An 18,297-nucleotide genomic window follows, 5' to 3' on the forward strand; every position below is an offset into this window, starting at 1 on the left:
AACTATGCAATAAAGCCGCGGCAGGGAAGCCGCTTTCAATAATCGGGCAGCGTCTGGCGCGCTTCGCCCCATCCGCGCAGGTCGCGGCTATTGGCGCGCTCGATCAGCTGATCGACGTCGGCGATGGTGAATGCGCCCGCACTCTCTATGTCTTCCAGTTCCTCCCAGGTCACCGGCACGGCAACAGGCGCATTTTCGCGAGCGCGCACGACATAGGGCAGGACAGCGGTCGCGCCCCGCTGATTGCGCAGCCAGTCGATGAAGATGCGGCCCTTGCGTTTGGCCTTGCTCATGGTGGCGGTAAAGCGGTCCGGCTCCGCTGCCGCCAAGGCGCGGGAAAAGCGATCGGCGAAATCCTTCACCTGCGGCCATTGCGCCTGCGGCGTCAGCGGCACGACGACATGAACGCCCTTACCGCCCGACAGCATGGGAAAGCTGGTGAGGCCGATATCTTCCAGCGTCCGGCGGATATCCCCCGCCGCCTTCTTCACATCCTCAAAATCCAGCCCCTCATCAGGGTCGAGATCGAAGATCAGCCGGTCGGGCCGCTCCACATCCTCCACTCGCGAACCCCAGCCGTGGAATTCGATCGTTCCCATCTGAACGCAGGCCAGCAGCCCGTCTATATCGTCGATGTAGAGATAATCCTCCTCATCCCCATCTTTCTCGCGGATGGGAATATGCTTCACATGATCGCCGAAGCTGCCGCTGTCATGCTTCTGGAAAAAGCATTTCTTCGCCCGTCCCTGCGGGCATCGCACCAGGCTGATCGGCCGGTGCGCGATCCAGGGGAGCATGATCGCGCCTGCCGCCGCATAATAATCGGCCAGTTGCCCCTTGGTCACCTTAGCCTCGGGGAAGATCAGCCGATCACGGTTGCTGATAGTGATGTCGCTCTCAATCTCCGGCGCTGCCATGGGCTTCTCCCGCCTGACCTCTTTTGCCGCCTTGTCTTCGCGCAATCCAAGGAAGCTCCCGTGCCGAACGACATTGTCGCCGGTGAATTCGGCAAAGGCGATTTCGGCGACCAGATCCGGCCGCACCCATTGAGCGCCCCGCGATTCACTGCGGGGGACAGCGACGGCAGGCGCTTTGCGCGCGCGGGCCTTGAGCAATTGGAGCAGGCTTTCGCTATTACGCGCATTGAAGCCGGTGCCCACCTTGCCCGCATAGACAAGGCCGTCCTCACCATGTTGCGCAAGCAGGATATTACGCAGGGCGCGGCCGCTCGCGCCGCTGGGGGTCCAGCCGGCGATGACGAATTCCTGCCGCCTGGTGCATTTCACCTTGAGCCAGTTCCTGGTTCTGGCGCCGCGATAGGGAGCGTCGGCCCGCTTGGAGATGATGCCCTCCTGCCCCGCACCGCACATGGCGTTGTACAGCTTTTCCCCGGCGCCCACTACATGATCGGCAAAGTGGATATGCGCCGCGCCATCGCCGATCAGCGTGGACAGCCTTTCTTTCCTGGCGACGGTGGGAAGCGCGGTCAGGTCCTCCCCGGCAAGCTCCAGCAGGTCAAAGGCGAAGAGATGGAGAGCGCCGCGATCCTCCCCCTTCAGCACGCGCTGGAGTGTCGAGAAGTCGGGGTTGCCGTCCGGTCCCATGGCCACGACCTCGCCATCGATCAGGGCAGGCGGGAGATCGAGCGCGGCCACCTCGGCCGCAAGGGAGGAGAAACGATTGGTCCAGTCGAGCCCGGTGCGAGTGAAAATCTGCACGCGCTTTCCCGCGACGCTGACCAGGCAGCGATAGCCGTCATATTTGATTTCATGAATCCAGCCATTGCCAGTGGGCACGGTGTCCACGAGCGTCGCCAGTTGAGGCGCGCGGAAGGCAGGCGGCTTGCCGGATGCGCGCTTCCGCGGCGGTGTGCGGGACGGAGTGGCCTTTACCGCTTCCATCATGGCGGCATCGAAGGACTTGCCCCTCTTCCCCTTGAGCGAAATCGGCGGCGCATCAGCGGCGATCTGCCCCATGGTGCGGCCGCTGCGAATGCTGGTCAGTTCCCGCGAAACCAAATCATCGGCGGCCCCGGCATAGCCATCCTCGATCTTGCGCAGCAGCCAGTTTTCCCGTTTCTCACCCGGACGCGGTTTCAGTCGGATCAACAGCCATTCGCCCTTCATCCGCTGGCCATGCAGGATGAAGTGAAGATGGCCCTTTTCCAGATCCTTGGCGCTCTTGCCGGGGACAGGCTCCCATGTCCCTTCGTCCCACAGCATCACGGTGCCGCCACCATATTCGCCCTTGGGGATCGTCCCTTCGAAGCTGGCATAGGAGAGCGGATGATCCTCCGTCCGCACGGCGAGCCGCTTGTCGGCGGGGTCAAGGCTCGGGCCTTTCGTCACCGCCCAGCTTTTCAGAACGCCGTCCATTTCCAGCCGGAAGTCGAAATGAAGACGGGTGGCATCATGCTTCTGCACGATGAAGCCGTTACCCCCACTGCGCCCCAGCTTGCCCGCTGGCTCCTTGGTGCGCGTGAAATCGCGCTTATTGTTATAGAGCTTTAGCGGATCGGCTTCGGCCATGGATCATGCCCGCCTTCGCGCGGGGGCCTTGGCCGTGCCAGTCCGCCGCGCGGCGGGCTTTCGGGTAGTGCCTGACTTGGCTGTCGCGCCAGCCGGGGGTTTCTTGCCGCCCGTGTCGACGGATTTTTTGAGCGCGGCCATCAGGTCAATGACATTACCGCTCCGCTTGGCCGGTCCGGTGTCCTCTTCCTCGATGATCCGGCGGCCCTTCGCCTTTTTCTTCTTCTCGATCAACCGCTCTAGCGCGTCGACATAGCGGTCATGGAAGCTGTCGGGCTTAAAGGGCGCGGTCTTCTTTTCGATCAGCGCCTCGGCCAGGTCGAGCAGTTCAGCGTCGGGTTTGACATCCTCTATCTCGCGAAAATAGCTCTGGGCGCGGTTGACCTCATCGGCGTAGCGCAGCGTTTCCAATATCATGCCGCGTCCGCACGGCTTGAGCGACACGATATATTCGCGGCCGCGCATCGCCAGCTGTCCCAGGCCGACCTTCTTCGCCCGGCGCAGCGCTTCGCGCAGGACGACGAACGCCTCTTCGGCAAGGTCATCGGCGGGTACGACATAATAAGGCCGCTCATAGTAGAGAACGTCGATCTCGTCGGCGTTCACGAACTGGGTCAACTCTAGCGTCTTCTTGCTCTCCAGCTTGACGGCCTCAATCTCTTCGGGTTGCAGCAGGACATAATCGCCCTTGCTCACCTCATAGCCTTTGACGATGTCCTCCGGCTTTACCGGCCCGATGCCCGGCACCGTCTTTTCGTAGCGGACGCGCTTGCCGCTGGGCTCATGAATCTGGTGGAAGGCGATCTGCGCGCCCGATTTGGTGGCAGCGTAAATCTCGACAGGAATGGACACCAGCGCCAGCCTGATCTGACCCTGCCAATATGCTCGCGCCGCCATGATCCGATGCCTCCTTGCGACGGTGAAAAATGCGCGAGGGAGGGCCAGAGTTCCGCGTTGACCGCAGCAAAGCCGCAACGCCCAGTGACTCGCATTCGCCCGCCGGACGGCAGGAAATCGGGACGAACCGCTTTCGAAGACCGCCGAAATGCCCTAAGCTGATGGAAATCAGCAGCTAGGACGACATGCCGATGCAATTTTTGCGGACTGCCTTCTGGGTCGTCATCGCCGTGGCCCTCGCCTTTTTCTGCATGGCGAACTACGTGCCTGTGACCGTCCGCCTGTGGGGTGACCTGGTGATGGAAACCAAGCTGCCGGTCCTGCTGATCGGCGCTTTCCTGCTGGGGGCGCTGCCTTTCTGGATCATGGCCCGGGCGACGCGGTGGCGGATGAAGCGCAAGCTGGAAAGCGCCGAGCGCGCGCTGGTGGTCGCCAGCACCCAGCCTGCGCCAACATCCCCCGCGCCTTCCGAAAGCGCGGTTTCCCCGGCACCATCCCTTTCTGCAACAGGAACAGCATGAGCAGCCCTATTTACGTCGCGATCGACACGCCCGACCTGACCAAGGCCCAGCATCTGGCGCAACAGGTGCACAATCATGTCGGCGGGCTGAAACTGGGGCTCGAATTCTTCTGCGCCAACGGACATCATGGCGTGCGGGAGATGATGAAGTTCGGCCTTCCCATCTTCCTGGACCTGAAACTGCATGACATACCTAACACCGTCGCCAAGGCGGTGCAGGCGCTGCATGGGCTGGAACCTGCGGTGCTGACCGTCCATGCCGCGGGCGGACGCGCGATGCTGGAAGATGCGAAGGCGGCTGCTGGCGTCAACACGAAGGTAATCGCCGTCACCGTGCTTACCAGCCTGGACAATGAAGACCTCACCGACATCGGCGTCGGCGGCAAGGCGGAGGATCAGGTCGCGCGTCTCGCTGACCTTGCCCGCAGCGCCGGGCTGGACGGCATCGTCTGTTCGGGCGAGGAGGTGGCGATGGCCAAGCGAGCATGGCCCGACGGCTTTTTCGTCGTGCCCGGCGTGCGTCCCGCTGGCGGCACGATGGGCGACCAGAAGCGCGCCGTCACCCCGCGGGAGGCACTGGATCGCGGCGCGTCCATCCTGGTGGTGGGACGTCCGATCAGCCTGGCGGAAAATCCCGATCTGGCCGCGCGGGAAATCGAAGCGACCCTCTAACCCTTGATTTGGCGCGACCTGCTCCTGCGCGCCAGTTCGAACATTGGTCATGTTTCCAGGAGCGCAGGAACATGAGAGGCTTCGGTCCGCTACAGCTCCGTGGCGGGATCAATAGTCCTTCGAAATGCGAACGTTCGCGCTTTCCCGTCCCAGTGTGGATATGGCGGCCAGCAGGGATAGCCAGCGGGTCACCTGATATTCGATACGAGTGGCGGAATAGCCCTGCCCATCGGTGATCAGCTCCACATAGGTCTTGCGCGTCAGATATTTGCCTGCCGCCAGCGACGTGCCCTGCCCTTGCGCTGGATCGGCCGCGATGATGCGCAGCCGGTCCAGCCCCGCTGCCTTGCGCACCGCGTTGATCGGGTCCAGCCCGCCCCCGCCCTGGAGCGATCCCACCGCCGACGCCAGCTGCAACGCCTCTGGCGCGGACAGGTTGGTGATCGACGTGCCGAAGAGGATGCGGGACAACAACTCATCCTGCGGCAATGCGGGAACGCTGGTGAAGCTGATGTCGGGTTTAAGGCCCGTGCCGCCCACATGGATGGTCGCTGTAAGATCATTGACGTCAGCTTCGGCATCGATGTCCAGTGACGGATTGACCGGCGTGCGCCCGTCGAACTGGATCTTGCCCTCGCGCAGTTCAAACCGCCTGCCCGCGAAGGTATAGCCGCCGCGCACCAGTTCCGCCCGGCCGGAAATGGCGGGGCTGGTCACTGTGCCGCCAATGTCCAGATTCGCGCGCCACTCGCTGTCGAGGCCAAGGCCGGTGACGGTCAGGCGATCACGCGCCCGTGCCTTGATCGCCAGTGCCCAAGGCTGCCGCGTGCGCGGCCGCTCTATCTCATCGCCGTTACGGCTCGTTTCGGTGACGCGCAGTTCGGGGATCTGCGCCACCGCCGCAGCTCTGCCCAGGGTGAAACGGCTGCGGTTGAGGATCAGGTCGCCGCCGATAGCGCCGCCAGTACCGTCGGACCGCAGCGTTATCGGCCCGCTCACCGTAGCGGCGATATCGTCGCGTTCCAGCAAGGCGGCATCGTCCGCCTGCAACCGCAGGTCCATGGCCACGCCGCCAATGCCCGCGAAGGTGAAGCTACCGGTGCCAGTCACCTTGCCGCCGTTGCGGGCCGTGGCCGAGAAATCCGAAATGACGAGCTGCGCGCCGGAAAAGCGCCCGCGCGCGCTGACGCCGCTGAGGCGCATGCCGGTGACCGCGCTGTTGATCGCCGCCTTGTCCGTCGCCAGCGATCCGGCGATGACGGGATTGCCCAAGGTGCCGCGCGCATCGGCGGTAACGCTGACCGGGCCGGAGATATCGACGATCTCCACCCCTGTCAGCCGCCAGAGCGTATCGGCCGTCCCCTTGAAGCGAAGCTGCGCGAATAGAGGCGCGCGGTTCAGCCGCTCTACCAGACTGCCTTCACTGCCCAGCGGCGTCAGCAGAGCCTGGGCGCGGCCGATCGTCTGCCCATCAGCGGCGAAGACCATGCGGGTCGCCAGCCGGTCCTGCGAAAGGATAGCGTTGACCCCGGCATCGACGGGACGTGAACTGAGCGACAGGCCGGAGCGGGAAAGGCCGCGCACCCGCAATTCCGCCGTGCCGCTGGGCAGTCCCCCGCGTGTATGAATGTAGCTGAGCGCGCCGGTCGCGGTGCCGCCAAGCCCCAGATCGTCATAGGCGATGTCGAGCAGCGACAGCGGCAGCTTGTTGAGCCGCGCCTCCACCCGCGTGGTCGCGCCGCTCAATTCCCCGCCCAGTTGCACCGATCCGCCCGCATAGCTGATCGTCGCGGGGGAAAGCCGCCATCCTCCTTCCGTACGCGTGAAGACCGCTGTGCGCGTCAGGCTAACCGGACGGGCATCCACCGTGCCCTTGGCAGTTAGCCGAATGCGGTCAGGTTCGACATTGGCCTCTCCCTGAATGTCGAACAGCCGTCCGCGCTGGCCCGACAGGCTGCCCCGAACGACGCCCCGGCCACCCACCAGTTCAGCATTGGCCGTCATGCGCCCGACAAGCAGGCCGCCCACGCGCAAGCCCCGCGCCTGCACGGCGGCGTTGACCGACGTACCAGCCGGATCGAGCAGGATCGTCGCGTCCAGCTTGCCGCGCCGGATCGAGATCGCCGTCGCGCCTGCAAAGCTCGCATCCGTGGCATCGAGCTTCACGACCAATTGCTGCACGCCATTCACTGGCACGAAGCCGATGAAGCCCGCGACAGGCCCGGTCACCGCCAGCCGGCCATCAAGCCCGCCGGTCACCGGAAGAAGATCACCGCTCGCGATGACACCGGAAACGGCAAGGCGCGCCACCCGCACCACGGCCTGCCCATCGCGCGGCAAGAGGATCATGCCATCACCAGTGAACGGCCCCAGCGTCGAACCTCCTTCGGCAGTGAAGCCATATCCGGCATCGACCGGCGTCAGCCGTGCATGCAGATCGGTGACGCCCAGCGCATCCAACGGGCGCTGGAGCAGCAGGTCGACCGCAGGCCGCTCGACCCGGCCGTCCAGCGTCAGGCGCAAGGGGCCATAGCGGTCATGGGTGCCGCTGCCTTCGAAATGGAATGTGCGGTCGCGCCGTCGATAGCCCTCCGCGGAGAGCTTAAGCAACGGCGCCTCAAGCCGCAGACCGGAGAAGATCAGCCGTCCGTCAGGTCCCCGCGACAGGCCGCTGCGCAGCGTTGGGAGGCCCCCGCCCAGCGACCGCAGGAAGCTGTTGTCCAGCCGCCGCATCTTCGCCGACGCACTGCCGCTGAGGCTGAACGTGCCTTTGGGACCGGGCACTGCGCGCAGGCGGGATACAAGGTCCACTATGCCAAGTCCCCGGATCGCCAGGCCCCTGATCTGACCATCAAGGCCGAAATCATAGCGGCCGGTCTTAAGGTCCGCGAGCATCAGCAGCCTGCCGCTCAGTTTGTCCGAACGGATCGTCATCGGATTGCTGACGATTTGCTGGCCCTTGATCTGAAGCACGCCATCCAGCGAAAAATTGCGCAATATGCCCTCGACCAGCTCCCCTTGGCCATCGAGCCGCCGCGCCTTGAACTGAATCGGGATCAGTGCCGGGCCATTCTTCGCCTTGCGGCCCTTTCCCTGGGCGCGCACGTCGCTGATCATCGTGCGGTCGAACGCCAGTTGGCGGGCGCGCAACAGATATTCATAGCCGAAGGCCGCGAACGGTCCATCCAGGCGGATGCGCGCGGTCACGTCCCGTCCGCCCATTGATTTAAGCAAGGCTTGCGGGCGAACCAGCTTCACATCGACCAGCACATTGTCGAGCGCATTGTTGCGCAGGTCCAGCGCCCCGTCGGCGTTCAGCTCCAGCGCGGCGGAGGTCAGCGAGAGGAAGCCATCGATCCGCCGGTCCTTCATCGCACCCTTGGCATTCACCGCCAGCCGGGGCGCGGAAAGGCGCTGGATCAGCCCCTGCCCCACTATCGCCGATCCTTCGATCGAGCCGGTCGCAGAATAGGTCCCGCCCCGTGCGCCAAGCTGAAGATCGACTACCGGCTCGCCGTCCAGCGTGCCGGAAAGGCGGCCATCCCACCGGGTCCAGCTTCCTTCCCCGCGTACCCGCAAATTGGCGTCCTGCCGCAGGCCAGCCATCGCCGCCAACACGCCGCCCTTGGGCGCGTTGAGCGTCACGTCCAGATCGAAGCGGTCGTCATCGGGGCGGCTGTCGAGCGCGATGTTCAGCGCATCATCACCGTCCAGTGACCGCGCGGAAAGGTCTATCACCGCGCGCCGGTCCCGAATGTCGGCGTCCCCGCTGATCGTCGCCTGCTGCACACGCCCGGTGATGTTCCTGCCGATCGTCAGCCGCTGAATGGAAAATTGCATCAGGCGGATATCGAAGCCGGGAAGGATCGGCCCTTCCCTCTGGCTCGGATTAAGCTTGGGCAGCTTGTGCAAGGTGGCGGCGGGGATCACCAGCCGGTCGATGTCGAGCCGGTTGGAAAGCCATGCGAAAGGCCACCAGTCCAGCTCCACGCGCGGCGCATCCAGAAAGGGGCCCCTCGGATCGGACAAGGTCAGGCCGTGCAGCACCGCCCGGCGATAGATGCTGCCCTCGATGCGGCCGACATGGATGCGCAACCCTGACGGCGGCGCGATCCGGGCGATCCGCGATATGAGGAAGCGGTGGCCCGAAGGCGTATCCAGCCAGGCCAGCGCCCCCGCGCCGGCGAACAGCAGCAGGGCCAGCATTCCCGCAAACCAGCGCTGCCACCTGCCGTCCCAGGCACGTTGACGTTTGACCTGAGGATCGCCGTCCGCCATCAGAAGGCCTGTCCCAGCGAGACATAGACGGCGATCTTCGGATCATCCTTTTGCGGATTGAGCGGGGTGCCGACATCGACACGGATCGGGCCGAAGCTGCTATAATAGCGCACCCCGATGCCAGCGCCGATCCGCAGGTCCCGGAAGCGCGGCAGGAAGCTGGTTGAGATATTGCCTGCGTCCACGAACGGAACCACGCCGAAATTGCCGAAGCGTATGCGCGATTCCAGTGAAAATTCTGCAAGGCTCTTGCCACCGATCGGATCATTGCTGGAATCGCGCGGGCCGATCGCCTGATAGCCATAGCCGCGCACCGACGCGCCGCCGCCCGCATAGAAGCGCCGCGACGGGGCAATGCGGTCGACCGTCGATCCCAATATGGTGCCGAAACGCGCGCGCGCGGCCACCACCACCCGATCGGTCACCGGCTGGTAAACGCTCCCGTCCAGCTGCACGCGCGCATAGCCGAAGGTGCTGTTCTGGAAGGACAGTTCCGGGCTGACGCGTCCGCCCAAGCGGAAACCCGTGCTGGGATTGAGCAGGTCGTCACTGCCGTCATAGGTCAGGCTGAGCGGCACGGCGCCAATCAGGAAAGTGCGCCGGTCCCCGCCGCTGAAAGCGTCCTTTTCGTCGGACGCGATGACCTCAGCGCCGATCCGCCACACCCATTTCTTCTGGAAAAGGATGTTGGTCTGCCGCTCCAACGCGGCGGACAAGGTTATGGTGCGCGCGTCATAGGCATCGCGCTTGATGTTGCTGACTGACACCAGCCCGGTCAGCACATGGTCACGGCGGCGGAAATTGTTGCGCCGGTAGGTGAAGGACGCGGTCTGCTCCTGCGTCCCCAGAACCCCGCGCACCGTCACGGCCCCTTCGGGCGGGAAGAGGTTGCGGTGCTGCCAGCTGACCTCCGCGCGATAACCTTCGCCCGTGCCGTAGCCCAGTTCCCCGGCGACCGTCCGCATCGGCGCGGGCCGCACATCCACGGCCAGATTCACATGCTCGCCATCGCCCGCATCCCTGGGCGTCAATGTGACGGCAGAGGCAAGGCCGGTCGCAATGATGGCGTTGCGCAGGTCTTCCACATCGGACGCCATATAGGGGTCGCCCGGCCGGAACCGGGCGATGCGCTGCACATGGCGGGCGCTGAATATATCGTCGTTCGACAGCAGGATCGTGCCGAAGGTGCGATAGACGCCGGGAGAGACCACGATGTCTAAGTCGCCCCTGCGTTCCTCATGATCGATATGCACTTCCGGCTCACCCACCTTGGCGAAGGGAAAGCCGTTTTCCGCGAGTGCAAGCGACAGCGCTGCCTGCCCCGACAGGATCGCATCGGCGTCGACCGGGTCGCCGGCCTTCAGCGAAAAGGCGCTGCGCAGTTTGGCTTCCCGCTCGCCTGCGGCCGATAGTCCCTCCAGGTCGACTGAGGACAGCAGATAGAGCGTGCCGGGCACTATGCGGAAGGAAACGGCCAACCGGTCCTCACCCGCCGGGGCGACGGAGGAGCGGATGCGGGCGGCGTAATAGCCCTTGGCCCGCAGCAGCCGGTCCAGAAGCTCAGTATCTTCCGCAATGCGCCGGTTGATCTGGGCCAGATTGGCGGGCTTGTCCTCCCCCAGCCGCAGCGCCGACAATTCGCGAAAGCGCGCGTCGAACTGCGCGTCGGCGATCTCCTCCACGCCCTTCAACTGTACCGTATAGCGATGTTCCTGGGCAGGATCGGCGAAGGCACCAGCTAGATCGGTTTCGGCTGCCGCTGCCTCATCCTTGCTTTCCGTGGCAAGTTCCGGCTCATCGGCCACGGGCATGTCCGCCGTCTCTTCAGCGGGAAGGGACTCTACGCTATCAGGCTGCTCTAGATCGGGCCAGGCAATGCCAATATCGGGCATGGGATCGAGCGGGGTCTGCTCCTCCCCGTTCGCTGGGGGCGGGGCAGCACTCTGCGCATGCGCAGGATGCACCAACAGCAGCAGCGGCGCGAAGACAAGTCGAGCAGCTTGCGGCATGCCTGAAATGCGGCAGTTGGTCCGCAAACCGGTGTTCATATCAATGGTCTAGACCATATGGACGGGCAAGCGCCAGAGCGTATCGGTACATGGACGGTCAACCGGCCGGGTTCAAAAAGCCGTGTTCAGCCGGTCCATCAATGCGCGGGCGGGACTGGTCAGTTGCTGCGGCCGGGGGCGCGCCATCTTGTCCATGCTGTCCTGCAATCTGGAGACGCGCTCATATAGTTCCTGGCTCGCCTCGATCAGCGCCCTTGCCGCGAAGGGGAAGGCCGCCGCCACTTCCGGGTCGGTGCCGGTGGCGCGGCCCAGGCGGTATTTTTCGTCGGTCAGATCCGCATCCCCAATCTCCCCCCGCTGCCAGGCCCGCTGGCTGAGAAGCCAGGCGATGATGTGCATCAGCCGGGTAGTCACCTTGAGCGATTCGCAGGCGAAAGATACGCGGCGCAGCGGATCGTCGATGCCCTCCTCTTCCGCTTCGCGCATATCGAAATAGGACCGCGCCTCATCCGCCATGACCATGGCTTCCAGATACAGGCCGTCGACAAGACGCCGGTGCAGACCGCGATCAAGGAACGGAGTGGGAGACATGCTGCATTCCTGACATAAAAGATATGGCTTGTCAGGCCCAGGCGCACCCTGTTGCGCGGCCTGTCCCATTCGGGGCCGTTCTGGCGCGGAATTAACCACAACCTCCCGGCAACCGAGCCGTCAGGCGATGATGTCGGGGATCAGCGAGTCTTCCAGCAGCGCGATTTCGTCGCGCAGCCGCAGCTTGCGCTTCTTGAGTCGCGCGACCTGCATCTGGTCGCCCGCTCCGCTGCCCACCAGCGCGCCAATCGCGCCATCGAGATCCCTGTGCTCGACCCGCAGCAGTTCCAGCCGACGCATGATGTCTTCCCGGCTCAACCCGCCCTCGCTTTCCACGCCCTTTTCCGGCTGTCCCTGATAGCTTGGCTCCGCCCATCGAACCATCGCAAAATTTGGGGCGGCCCGCCGCAAAGCACAGTTCGCATGGGGACAAAGCCGGAGATTCATGATTTACTCATCCATCCATCACCCTCGCAAGGAGAATGTCATGGAAAATAGCCACATTTCAGCTCTTTCGGCCAAGCATGCAGGGCTTGAGGCACGCATCAAGGCGGAGACGAGTCGGCCCATGCCTGACGCGATCCTGGTAGCCTCGCTCAAAAAGCAGAAGCTGCGGCTGAAGGAGGAAATGTCGGCGCGAAATTGAGCCCGGCATAGGCGAAGGGACTGGGCGGCATCATCGCCGGTCAGTCCTCGCCGCCCGCCCATTGCATTCCTTCGACAGGCGCTGTTCCGCTGCTCGTGTGCAGAGGCGGCCGCAGGCGGCGATTGCTAGCGACTGGTCTTCGATGGGCGGAAATGGATGGGCGCTTGGCGTTGCGTATCGCGGGACACAGGCTTGCGCGCCATGTGCGGGTCGATCTCATGAGCGAACTCAACGCCTATTTTGTCGTCGCGTGACCAGACGACCTTGCCGCGAATCCAGCCGATGCCGCGCAATTCCATCAGCAGGTCGATGCCCGCAGGCACCGGCCGTTCGCAATCGGCCATCATGCCCGTGGCGGACAGGTTGCGCACCCGCGCGCGTCCAAGGGGAGCGCCTTCGGTGGACTCCAGGCTGGTGAGCAGGAACAGGCTGTCCCTGGGACCGGTCCGCGCCGGACCCCGCTCACCCAAATCTTGTTCGCTGTCCATCATCAACCCTTGGGATGCCCGCTGTTTCTAACGGACTTGCCATGAGCCGGTGGACAAAGGGTTAATCGTCGCGGGAAACCTTTTCCTGCCGCTCGTGCCGTTCCTGGGCCTCAACGGTCATGGTCGCGATCGGACGGGCTTCCAGACGGCCCAGCGAAATGGGTTCGCCGGTCACTTCGCAATAGCCATATTCGCCCTCGTCAATGCGGCGGAGCGCGGCGTCGATCTTGGAAATGAGCTTGCGCTGACGATCGCGGGTGCGCAGTTCGATCGACCAGTCGGTCTCGCTCGACGCGCGGTCGTTGAGGTCAGGCTCCCGCAGCGGCTCGTTCTGGAGAACCGCCAGCGTGCCTTCCGCCTCCGTCAATATCTGCTTTTTCCAGTCCAGCAGCCGCTGGCGGAAATATTCGAGTTGCAGGGGGTTCATGAACTCTTCGTCAGGCGACGGACGATAGTCGGCGGGAAGTAGTACAGCCGATTTTGGCGGATTTTGGCCGTCATTATCGGAATTCAGGACCGATGCCATCTGGCTCTCCGACTCGATAGGCCCCCTCATGTTTGATTTGCGGAGCCGTGACTTATGGTTGAGCGCGCCTAATAGCCAGCAGCGCCGGGCGACACAAGCGCCCATTCCGAAAGCGACTCAGCCGCCGCATACGCCAGTGAGAGACCGGTGGCGGCCCGGCACTTTCACGACATGGAGGCGCCATGACCCCGTTAAGAGACGATTGCCCGGCCAAAGCCGTTCCACAATGGGACGTTAACCATCTTGATTGAACGCCATTAAGAATTTCTCTCGACTTAACCCCGGCATTCAGAGTTAACGCCATTGAAGTTAATGCGCTCTTTTGCATTTTTGCATGAAGGGGATTGTTCTACGGCCATTACCGGCATGCGGTGACTGGACGGAAGAACAAGAAGACAAAGAAGAGTGGATCACTATGTCGGTACGGATGGCATTGGCTAAATTATGCGCATGCACCTGCGGCGGAGCCTTGATCGGCGGCGGTGCGGTTCATGTCGCGGAAAGCGCTCGTCCCGCGGGGGTCCACAGCAACAAGAGCGCGAAGGCCGCTCCGCGGCGCCATGTCACCCGGCCAGTGAAGCGCAAGGTGGTGAAGACCGTCACCTCCTGCGCCCCGCAGACCATCACCGTAACGACCCAGGCCCCGCCGGTGCCGCTGCCTCCCCCCATGGTGGCAAGCGAGATGCCGGTGATGTCGGGGGGCGGCGGCGGCGCTCCGGTGGTGATGGCGGGAGGACCTGCCTTCGGCGGCGGCTTCATCGGCGGCTTCTTCGGGGGTAGCGGCGGCGGAGGCGGCGGATCGATCGTGATCTCCTCTACCAGCAGTTCGACCGGCGGCATCAGCAGTTCCACAAGCTCGACCACGGGGGGCGTTTCCACCTCGACGGGCGGCGTGTCCACGTCCACCGGCGGCGTTTCGACATCGACCGGCGGCGTGTCCACCTCCAGCGGAAATGTCTCTACGTCCAGCGGCAATGTCTCTACGTCGAGTGGTAACGTTTCCACGTCCAGCGGTAATGTGTCGACGTCGAGCGGCAATGTGACGAGCAGTTCTTCCTCGTCCACTTCCAGCTCGACCTCTTCGTCCACCTCGTCCAGTTCCTCCACCAGCAGCTCGACGTCCAGTTCATCGAGCACCTCAGGCGGTACATCGACCAGCACGGGCGGGACGGATGTTCCCGCGCCGCCGATGGTTCTGCTGTTCGGCGCGGCGGCCGTGGCATTGGTGGCCCGGCGGCGCTTTGCCGAGCGGAAGGCGCAAGCCGCCTGACACGGCGAGACGCATGAACAAAAAGGGGCGGCCCCAGCGGAGCCGCCCCTTTGTCATTTTCGACCCGCGCCGGTTCAGCTTTGGGCGATGATCCGTTCAATCTCCGGCACGGGATGGTTGGCAAGGTCCTTGGCGATCTCTCCCACCAGACGGCTTTGCACTTCCTTGTGATAATGTTTGCGCATCTCGCCAAGCGCTGCTGGCGGAGCCACCACGATCAGCTTTTCAAACTCGTTCGCCAGAGCGCGTTGCTTCAACAGGTCGGTCGCTTCGGCGGCGAAGCGCGCTTCTTCCTGGGCATGATAGTCGGTCTTGCCCATCGTCGCCTGCCCCCCGATGGTCGAGGGAGCCTGGCCCGACAGGTCCGATGACTGGTCCCGGTCGGCGGGATTATCCTGCAACTTGACGGTCTCCGCTTCGAGATTGGGAGCAAAGCGGTCGCCCTTGTTCCGAAAGAACAGCATCTTGCGTCCGTCCGCAACCAGTACCATCGCATCATGATCGATCCACATCGAAGGCTCCTTTCTCTGTCTGCCGCCCTGTCAACGGACATCGGCGCGCAGGGTTGCGCGGTTCAACGCGGAACGGCATAGGGCTGACCCATGCACGACATCCGCTTCATCCGTGAAAATCCCGCTGCTTTCGACGCTGGCCTCGCCCGGCGCGGCATGGCTCCGCAGAGCGCGGAAATCCTGCCGCTCGACGAACGCAGCCGCGCAATCAAGACGGAGTTGCAGCAGGGCCAGGCGCGCCGCAACGAATTGAGCAAGGCGATCGGTCAGGCGATGGCGGCCAAGGATGTTGCCAAGGCAGAGGCGCTGAAGGCGGAAGTCGCGTCGCTCAAGGAGCGCATGCCCGCGCTGGAAAATGAAGACCGCGCGCTGGACGATCAGTTGCAGGCGCTTCTGGCCGCCCTGCCCAACATCCCGGCCGCCGATGTGCCCGACGGCCAGGACGAGGCGGATAATGTCGAGATCGCCCGCTGGGGCACGCCACGCGATTTCGGTTTCGCGCCGCAGGACCATGCGGATTTCGGCCCGGCGTTAGGATTGGACTTTGAAGGCGCGGCCGCTTTGTCGGGTGCGCGTTTCGCCGCATTGCGCGGACCAATGGCGCGGCTGCATCGCGCGCTCGCCCAATATATGCTGGACAGGCAAACGGGCGAAAATGGCTATGAGGAAGTCAATCCGCCCTTGCTGGTGCGCGACGAAGCACTGTTCGGCACCGGGCAGTTGCCGAAATTCGCCGAGGATCTTTTCCGCACGACCGATGACCGCTGGCTGATCCCGACGGCGGAGGTCAGCCTGACCAACCTTGTCCGCGAGCAGATCGTCCCCGTGGACCATCTGCCGCTGCGGCTGACGGCGCTGACCCCCTGTTTCCGGTCCGAAGCGGGCTCGGCGGGGCGCGACACGCGCGGCTTCATCCGCCAGCATCAGTTCGAGAAGGTGGAACTGGTCGCCATCTGCGCGCCCGATGAATCGGCGGCGGAGCATGAGCGGATGTGCGCGGCGGCCGAAGGCATATTGCAGGCGCTGGAACTGCCCTATCGCAAGATGCTGCTGTGCGCCGGCGACATGGGCTTTTCCGCGGCCAAAACCTATGATCTGGAGGTCTGGCTGCCGAGCCAGCAGACCTACCGCGAAATCAGCTCCGTCTCGAACTGCGGCGATTTCCAGGCCCGGCGCATGAATGCGCGCTACCGGCCGGAGGGTGAGAAGCAGACGCGTTTCCTGCACACGCTGAACGGATCGGGACTGGCGGTCGGGCGGACGCTGGTCGCGGTGCTGGAAAATTACCAGCAGGAGGATGGCAGCGTCATCGTACCCGCCGTGCTGGCGCCGTATATGGGCGGGATCACGAAGCTCAGCCCCAACGGAGGTTAGGTTATCCATGCGCATCCTGCTCACCAATGATGATGGCGTGTATGCGCCTGGCCTCAAGGTGCTGGAGGATATTGCGCGCACCCTGTCGGACGACATCTGGATCGTCGCGCCGAGCGAGGAGCAATCGGGCGCCGGGCACAGCCTGACGCTGACCCGCCCCCTGCGCATTCGCAAGCATGGCGACAAGCATTACAGCGTCACCGGCACGCCGACCGACGCGGTGATGATGGCGGTCGGTCACCTGATGAAGGATTGCCGCCCCGACCTGATCCTGTCCGGCGTCAACCGGGGCGCGAACCTGGCGGAGGACGTGACCTATTCGGGCACCGTGTCGGCTGCGATGGAAGGCGCGATCTCCGGCATAAAGTCCATCGCGCTCAGCCAGGTTTATGCGCGGGAAGGCATGGCGGACAGCGTGCCTTTCGCCGCCGCCAGCGCCTGGGGCGAAAAGGTGCTGCGCCCGCTGATCGCGATGCCCGCCAGCCCGCGCATGCTGTTCAACGTCAACTTCCCCGCGATCGACCCGGATGAGGTCAAGGGCATCCGCGTCGCCCGGCAGGGCTTCCATGATGTGGGCCGCACGCACATTGTGGAAGGAACGGACCCGCGCGGCTACCGCTATTACTGGTTCGGCCTTGGCAGCAGCGCCGCCGTGCCCGAAGGCAGCGACCTTGCCGCCATCGCCGATGGATATGTGACGGTGACCCCGCTGCATTACGACCTGACGCAGGACAGCGCGCTGGCCGCGACGGCGCAGGCCTTCGGCCTCTGACCCGCTGGCGGGGATGGAAAGCGTGGCCGTGCTGCATTAGGGTGGCGCGAATGCCCCGCCCTTTCCTTTCCGGCCTGCACATGGACGCGGCATCGGCGCGTTGCCGCCCATGAGGATCACGCCGATGCGCCCGCCGCTGGCCATGACCGGCTTCCTCAGGCGCAGGTCATCCATGCCGGTCTGGGCGGACCTTGCCTGGCGCGTGGCGCTGGTGTTCGGCCTGGTGGCGGTGGTGCTTGCGATCCACTGGGTGGGTCGCGACGGGCTCAAGGACAATCTGGACGGCCGGATCAGCTTCATCGACGTGCTCTACTTCACCACCGTGACGGTGACGACCGTGGGCTATGGCGACATCGTGCCGGTCAGCCCCGAAGCCCGGCTGTTCGAAGCATTGCTGGTCACGCCGATCCGGCTGTTCGTATGGCTGATATTCCTTGGCACGGCCTATAATCTGTTTTTCCGCAACATCCTCTACAGGTGGCGCATGGCTCGCATTCAGGCCGATCTGCACAATCACATCATCGTGACCGGCTTTGGCACCAGCGGCAGCGAAGCGGTGCATGAGCTGCTGGCGCGGGGCGTCGATCCGCGCGAGATCGTCGTCGTGGACCCGGATGAAAAGGCCCTGATCCAGGCGGAAGATCTGGGCTGTAACGTCATGTGCGGCGATTCCACGCGCGACCGGACGTTGAAGGACGTGGCGGTCCATCGCGCGCGGACGCTGATCGTTTCGGCGGGACGGGACGACACGTCGATCCTGATCACGCTGACCGCCCGCCATCTCGCGCCGCGCCTGCCGATCAGCATCGTGGTGCGCAACGAGGATAATGAACTGCCCGCGCGCCAGGCGGGGGCGACGACCGTGATCAATCCGGTCAGCTTTGCCGGGCTGCTGCTGGCGGGCAGCACCAGCGGGCCGCACATCGCCGACTATATGGCCGACCTTGCCGCTACGGGAGGACAGGTGCGTCTGCACGAGCGATGCGTCATGCCCGAAGAGGTCGGCGGGCCGCTGTCGGCGATACGAACGGGGCTGGGCGTGCGCATCTATCGCGGAACGCAGGTCATCGGCTTTTGGGAACCCGGTGCCGCGCAGTTGCAGAGCGGCGACATGATCATCGAGATCGTGGCGGGCGTGGAGCATGACGGACCGCACAATCCCGCCTGACTCCGCCGCAACAAAGGCTATTGGTGACATGGCCCCCGAAAATCAC

The 18,297-nt window shown here is 64.2% G+C and carries 16 protein-coding genes; 6 read left to right on the forward strand and 10 right to left on the reverse strand.

Annotated features, from left to right (window positions below; translation table 11 throughout):
- Positions 1-35: 35 nt before the first annotated feature.
- Entirely contained in the window at positions 36-2,528 is a 2,493-nt protein-coding gene (gene ligD / locus ET21_RS0122520) for a DNA ligase D (RefSeq protein ID WP_030541471.1), read from the reverse strand.
- A 3-nt stretch (positions 2,529-2,531) separates the two neighbouring features.
- Positions 2,532-3,425 (reverse strand): Ku protein, encoded by an 894-nt coding sequence (locus ET21_RS0122525; RefSeq protein WP_021238226.1) that lies wholly within the window; start codon positions 3,423-3,425, stop codon positions 2,532-2,534.
- A gap of 191 nt (positions 3,426-3,616) precedes the next feature.
- Here ET21_RS0122525 and ET21_RS0122530 point away from each other — a divergent pair, with 191 nt between their 5' ends.
- Both ET21_RS0122530 and pyrF read left to right on the forward strand, forming a co-directional pair.
- Positions 3,617-3,946 carry a lipopolysaccharide assembly protein LapA domain-containing protein gene (locus tag ET21_RS0122530; RefSeq protein WP_030541472.1) on the forward strand — a complete coding sequence of 110 codons (330 nt, stop codon included), beginning with the start codon at positions 3,617-3,619 and terminating at the stop codon, positions 3,944-3,946.
- Positions 3,943-4,617, forward strand: coding sequence for an orotidine-5'-phosphate decarboxylase (gene pyrF, locus ET21_RS0122535; RefSeq protein ID WP_021238224.1), 675 nt, complete (start codon positions 3,943-3,945; stop codon positions 4,615-4,617). Before ET21_RS0122530 ends, pyrF begins: the two co-directional genes overlap by 4 nt.
- A 108-nt stretch (positions 4,618-4,725) precedes the next feature.
- Here the strand turns inward: pyrF and ET21_RS0122540 are convergent, their stop codons facing one another.
- The 4 genes from ET21_RS0122540 to ET21_RS0122555 all read right to left on the reverse strand — a co-directional run bounded on the left by ET21_RS0122540 (position 4,726) and on the right by ET21_RS0122555 (position 11,795).
- Positions 4,726-8,895, reverse strand: coding sequence for a translocation/assembly module TamB domain-containing protein (locus ET21_RS0122540; RefSeq protein ID WP_030541473.1), 4,170 nt, complete (start codon positions 8,893-8,895; stop codon positions 4,726-4,728).
- Positions 8,895-10,943 carry an autotransporter assembly complex family protein gene (locus ET21_RS0122545; RefSeq protein ID WP_030541474.1) on the reverse strand — a complete coding sequence of 683 codons (2,049 nt, stop codon included), beginning with the start codon at positions 10,941-10,943 and terminating at the stop codon, positions 8,895-8,897. Before ET21_RS0122545 ends, ET21_RS0122540 begins: the two co-directional genes overlap by 1 nt.
- Before the next feature lie 72 nt (positions 10,944-11,015).
- On the reverse strand, positions 11,016-11,495 hold the full coding sequence (locus tag ET21_RS0122550) for a DUF1465 family protein (protein WP_021238221.1): 480 nt from the start codon (positions 11,493-11,495) through the stop codon (positions 11,016-11,018).
- Positions 11,496-11,615: 120 nt separating this feature from the next.
- Positions 11,616-11,795 carry a YdcH family protein gene (locus ET21_RS0122555; RefSeq protein WP_030541475.1) on the reverse strand — a complete coding sequence of 60 codons (180 nt, stop codon included), beginning with the start codon at positions 11,793-11,795 and terminating at the stop codon, positions 11,616-11,618.
- 187 nt (positions 11,796-11,982) lie between these two features.
- Between ET21_RS0122555 and ET21_RS27370 the strand changes: the two genes are divergently transcribed.
- Positions 11,983-12,141: a YdcH family protein gene (locus tag ET21_RS27370; RefSeq protein WP_021238219.1), complete on the forward strand. Its 159-nt coding sequence runs from the start codon at positions 11,983-11,985 to the stop codon at positions 12,139-12,141.
- 125 nt (positions 12,142-12,266) lie between these two features.
- Here the strand turns inward: ET21_RS27370 and ET21_RS0122565 are convergent, their stop codons facing one another.
- From ET21_RS0122565 to ET21_RS0122585, 4 genes are all read right to left on the reverse strand, one after another.
- Positions 12,267-12,629, reverse strand: coding sequence for a PilZ domain-containing protein (locus ET21_RS0122565; RefSeq protein ID WP_030541476.1), 363 nt, complete (start codon positions 12,627-12,629; stop codon positions 12,267-12,269).
- Between the two features lie 61 nt (positions 12,630-12,690).
- Complete coding sequence (gene dksA, locus ET21_RS0122570) at positions 12,691-13,155, reverse strand: RNA polymerase-binding protein DksA (RefSeq protein ID WP_021238217.1); 465 nt, start codon at positions 13,153-13,155, stop codon at positions 12,691-12,693.
- Between the two features lie 489 nt (positions 13,156-13,644).
- On the reverse strand, positions 13,645-14,316 hold the full coding sequence (locus tag ET21_RS0122575) for a hypothetical protein (protein ID WP_237751653.1): 672 nt from the start codon (positions 14,314-14,316) through the stop codon (positions 13,645-13,647).
- Positions 14,317-14,499: 183 nt separating this feature from the next.
- Entirely contained in the window at positions 14,500-14,937 is a 438-nt protein-coding gene (locus ET21_RS0122585) for a host attachment protein (protein WP_021238216.1), read from the reverse strand.
- A gap of 90 nt (positions 14,938-15,027) precedes the next feature.
- On the opposite strand from ET21_RS0122585, the gene serS reads away from it, so the two are divergent.
- The 3 genes from serS to ET21_RS0122600 all read left to right on the forward strand — a co-directional run bounded on the left by serS (position 15,028) and on the right by ET21_RS0122600 (position 18,251).
- Positions 15,028-16,311, forward strand: coding sequence for a serine--tRNA ligase (gene serS / locus ET21_RS0122590; protein WP_030541478.1), 1,284 nt, complete (start codon positions 15,028-15,030; stop codon positions 16,309-16,311).
- A 7-nt stretch (positions 16,312-16,318) separates the two neighbouring features.
- Positions 16,319-17,083 carry a 5'/3'-nucleotidase SurE gene (gene surE, locus ET21_RS0122595; protein WP_030541479.1) on the forward strand — a complete coding sequence of 255 codons (765 nt, stop codon included), beginning with the start codon at positions 16,319-16,321 and terminating at the stop codon, positions 17,081-17,083.
- 109 nt (positions 17,084-17,192) lie between these two features.
- The gene (locus ET21_RS0122600; RefSeq protein WP_030541480.1) at positions 17,193-18,251 is read left to right on the forward strand and encodes a TrkA family potassium uptake protein; all 1,059 of its coding nucleotides are present in this window, start codon (positions 17,193-17,195) and stop codon (positions 18,249-18,251) included.
- Positions 18,252-18,297 lie beyond the last annotated feature (46 nt).

Origin of the sequence: Sphingobium sp. DC-2, assembly GCF_000722555.1 — a bacterium.
Classification (GTDB): Bacteria; Pseudomonadota; Alphaproteobacteria; order Sphingomonadales; family Sphingomonadaceae; genus Sphingobium; species Sphingobium quisquiliarum.

Bases quoted from the DNA above. Each gene is read 5' to 3' on its own strand.
- ET21_RS0122530 (WP_030541472.1), top strand. From the start codon at position 3,617: ATGCAATTTTTGCGGACTGCCTTCTGGGTCGTCATCGCCGTGGCCCTC.
- ET21_RS27370 (WP_021238219.1), top strand. From the start codon at position 11,983: ATGGAAAATAGCCACATTTCAGCTCTTTCGGCCAAGCATGCAGGGCTT.
- ET21_RS0122555 (WP_030541475.1), bottom strand. From the start codon at position 11,795: ATGCGTCGGCTGGAACTGCTGCGGGTCGAGCACAGGGATCTCGATGGC.
- pyrF (WP_021238224.1), top strand. From the start codon at position 3,943: ATGAGCAGCCCTATTTACGTCGCGATCGACACGCCCGACCTGACCAAG.
- serS (WP_030541478.1), top strand. From the start codon at position 15,028: ATGCACGACATCCGCTTCATCCGTGAAAATCCCGCTGCTTTCGACGCT.
- ET21_RS0122550 (WP_021238221.1), bottom strand. From the start codon at position 11,495: ATGTCTCCCACTCCGTTCCTTGATCGCGGTCTGCACCGGCGTCTTGTC.
- ET21_RS0122585 (WP_021238216.1), bottom strand. From the start codon at position 14,937: ATGTGGATCGATCATGATGCGATGGTACTGGTTGCGGACGGACGCAAG.
- ET21_RS0122600 (WP_030541480.1), top strand. From the start codon at position 17,193: ATGAGGATCACGCCGATGCGCCCGCCGCTGGCCATGACCGGCTTCCTC.
- dksA (WP_021238217.1), bottom strand. From the start codon at position 13,155: ATGGCATCGGTCCTGAATTCCGATAATGACGGCCAAAATCCGCCAAAA.
- surE (WP_030541479.1), top strand. From the start codon at position 16,319: ATGCGCATCCTGCTCACCAATGATGATGGCGTGTATGCGCCTGGCCTC.
- ET21_RS0122565 (WP_030541476.1), bottom strand. From the start codon at position 12,629: ATGGACAGCGAACAAGATTTGGGTGAGCGGGGTCCGGCGCGGACCGGT.
- ET21_RS0122545 (WP_030541474.1), bottom strand. From the start codon at position 10,943: ATGAACACCGGTTTGCGGACCAACTGCCGCATTTCAGGCATGCCGCAA.
- ligD (WP_030541471.1), bottom strand. From the start codon at position 2,528: ATGGCCGAAGCCGATCCGCTAAAGCTCTATAACAATAAGCGCGATTTC.
- ET21_RS0122525 (WP_021238226.1), bottom strand. From the start codon at position 3,425: ATGGCGGCGCGAGCATATTGGCAGGGTCAGATCAGGCTGGCGCTGGTG.
- ET21_RS0122540 (WP_030541473.1), bottom strand. From the start codon at position 8,895: ATGGCGGACGGCGATCCTCAGGTCAAACGTCAACGTGCCTGGGACGGC.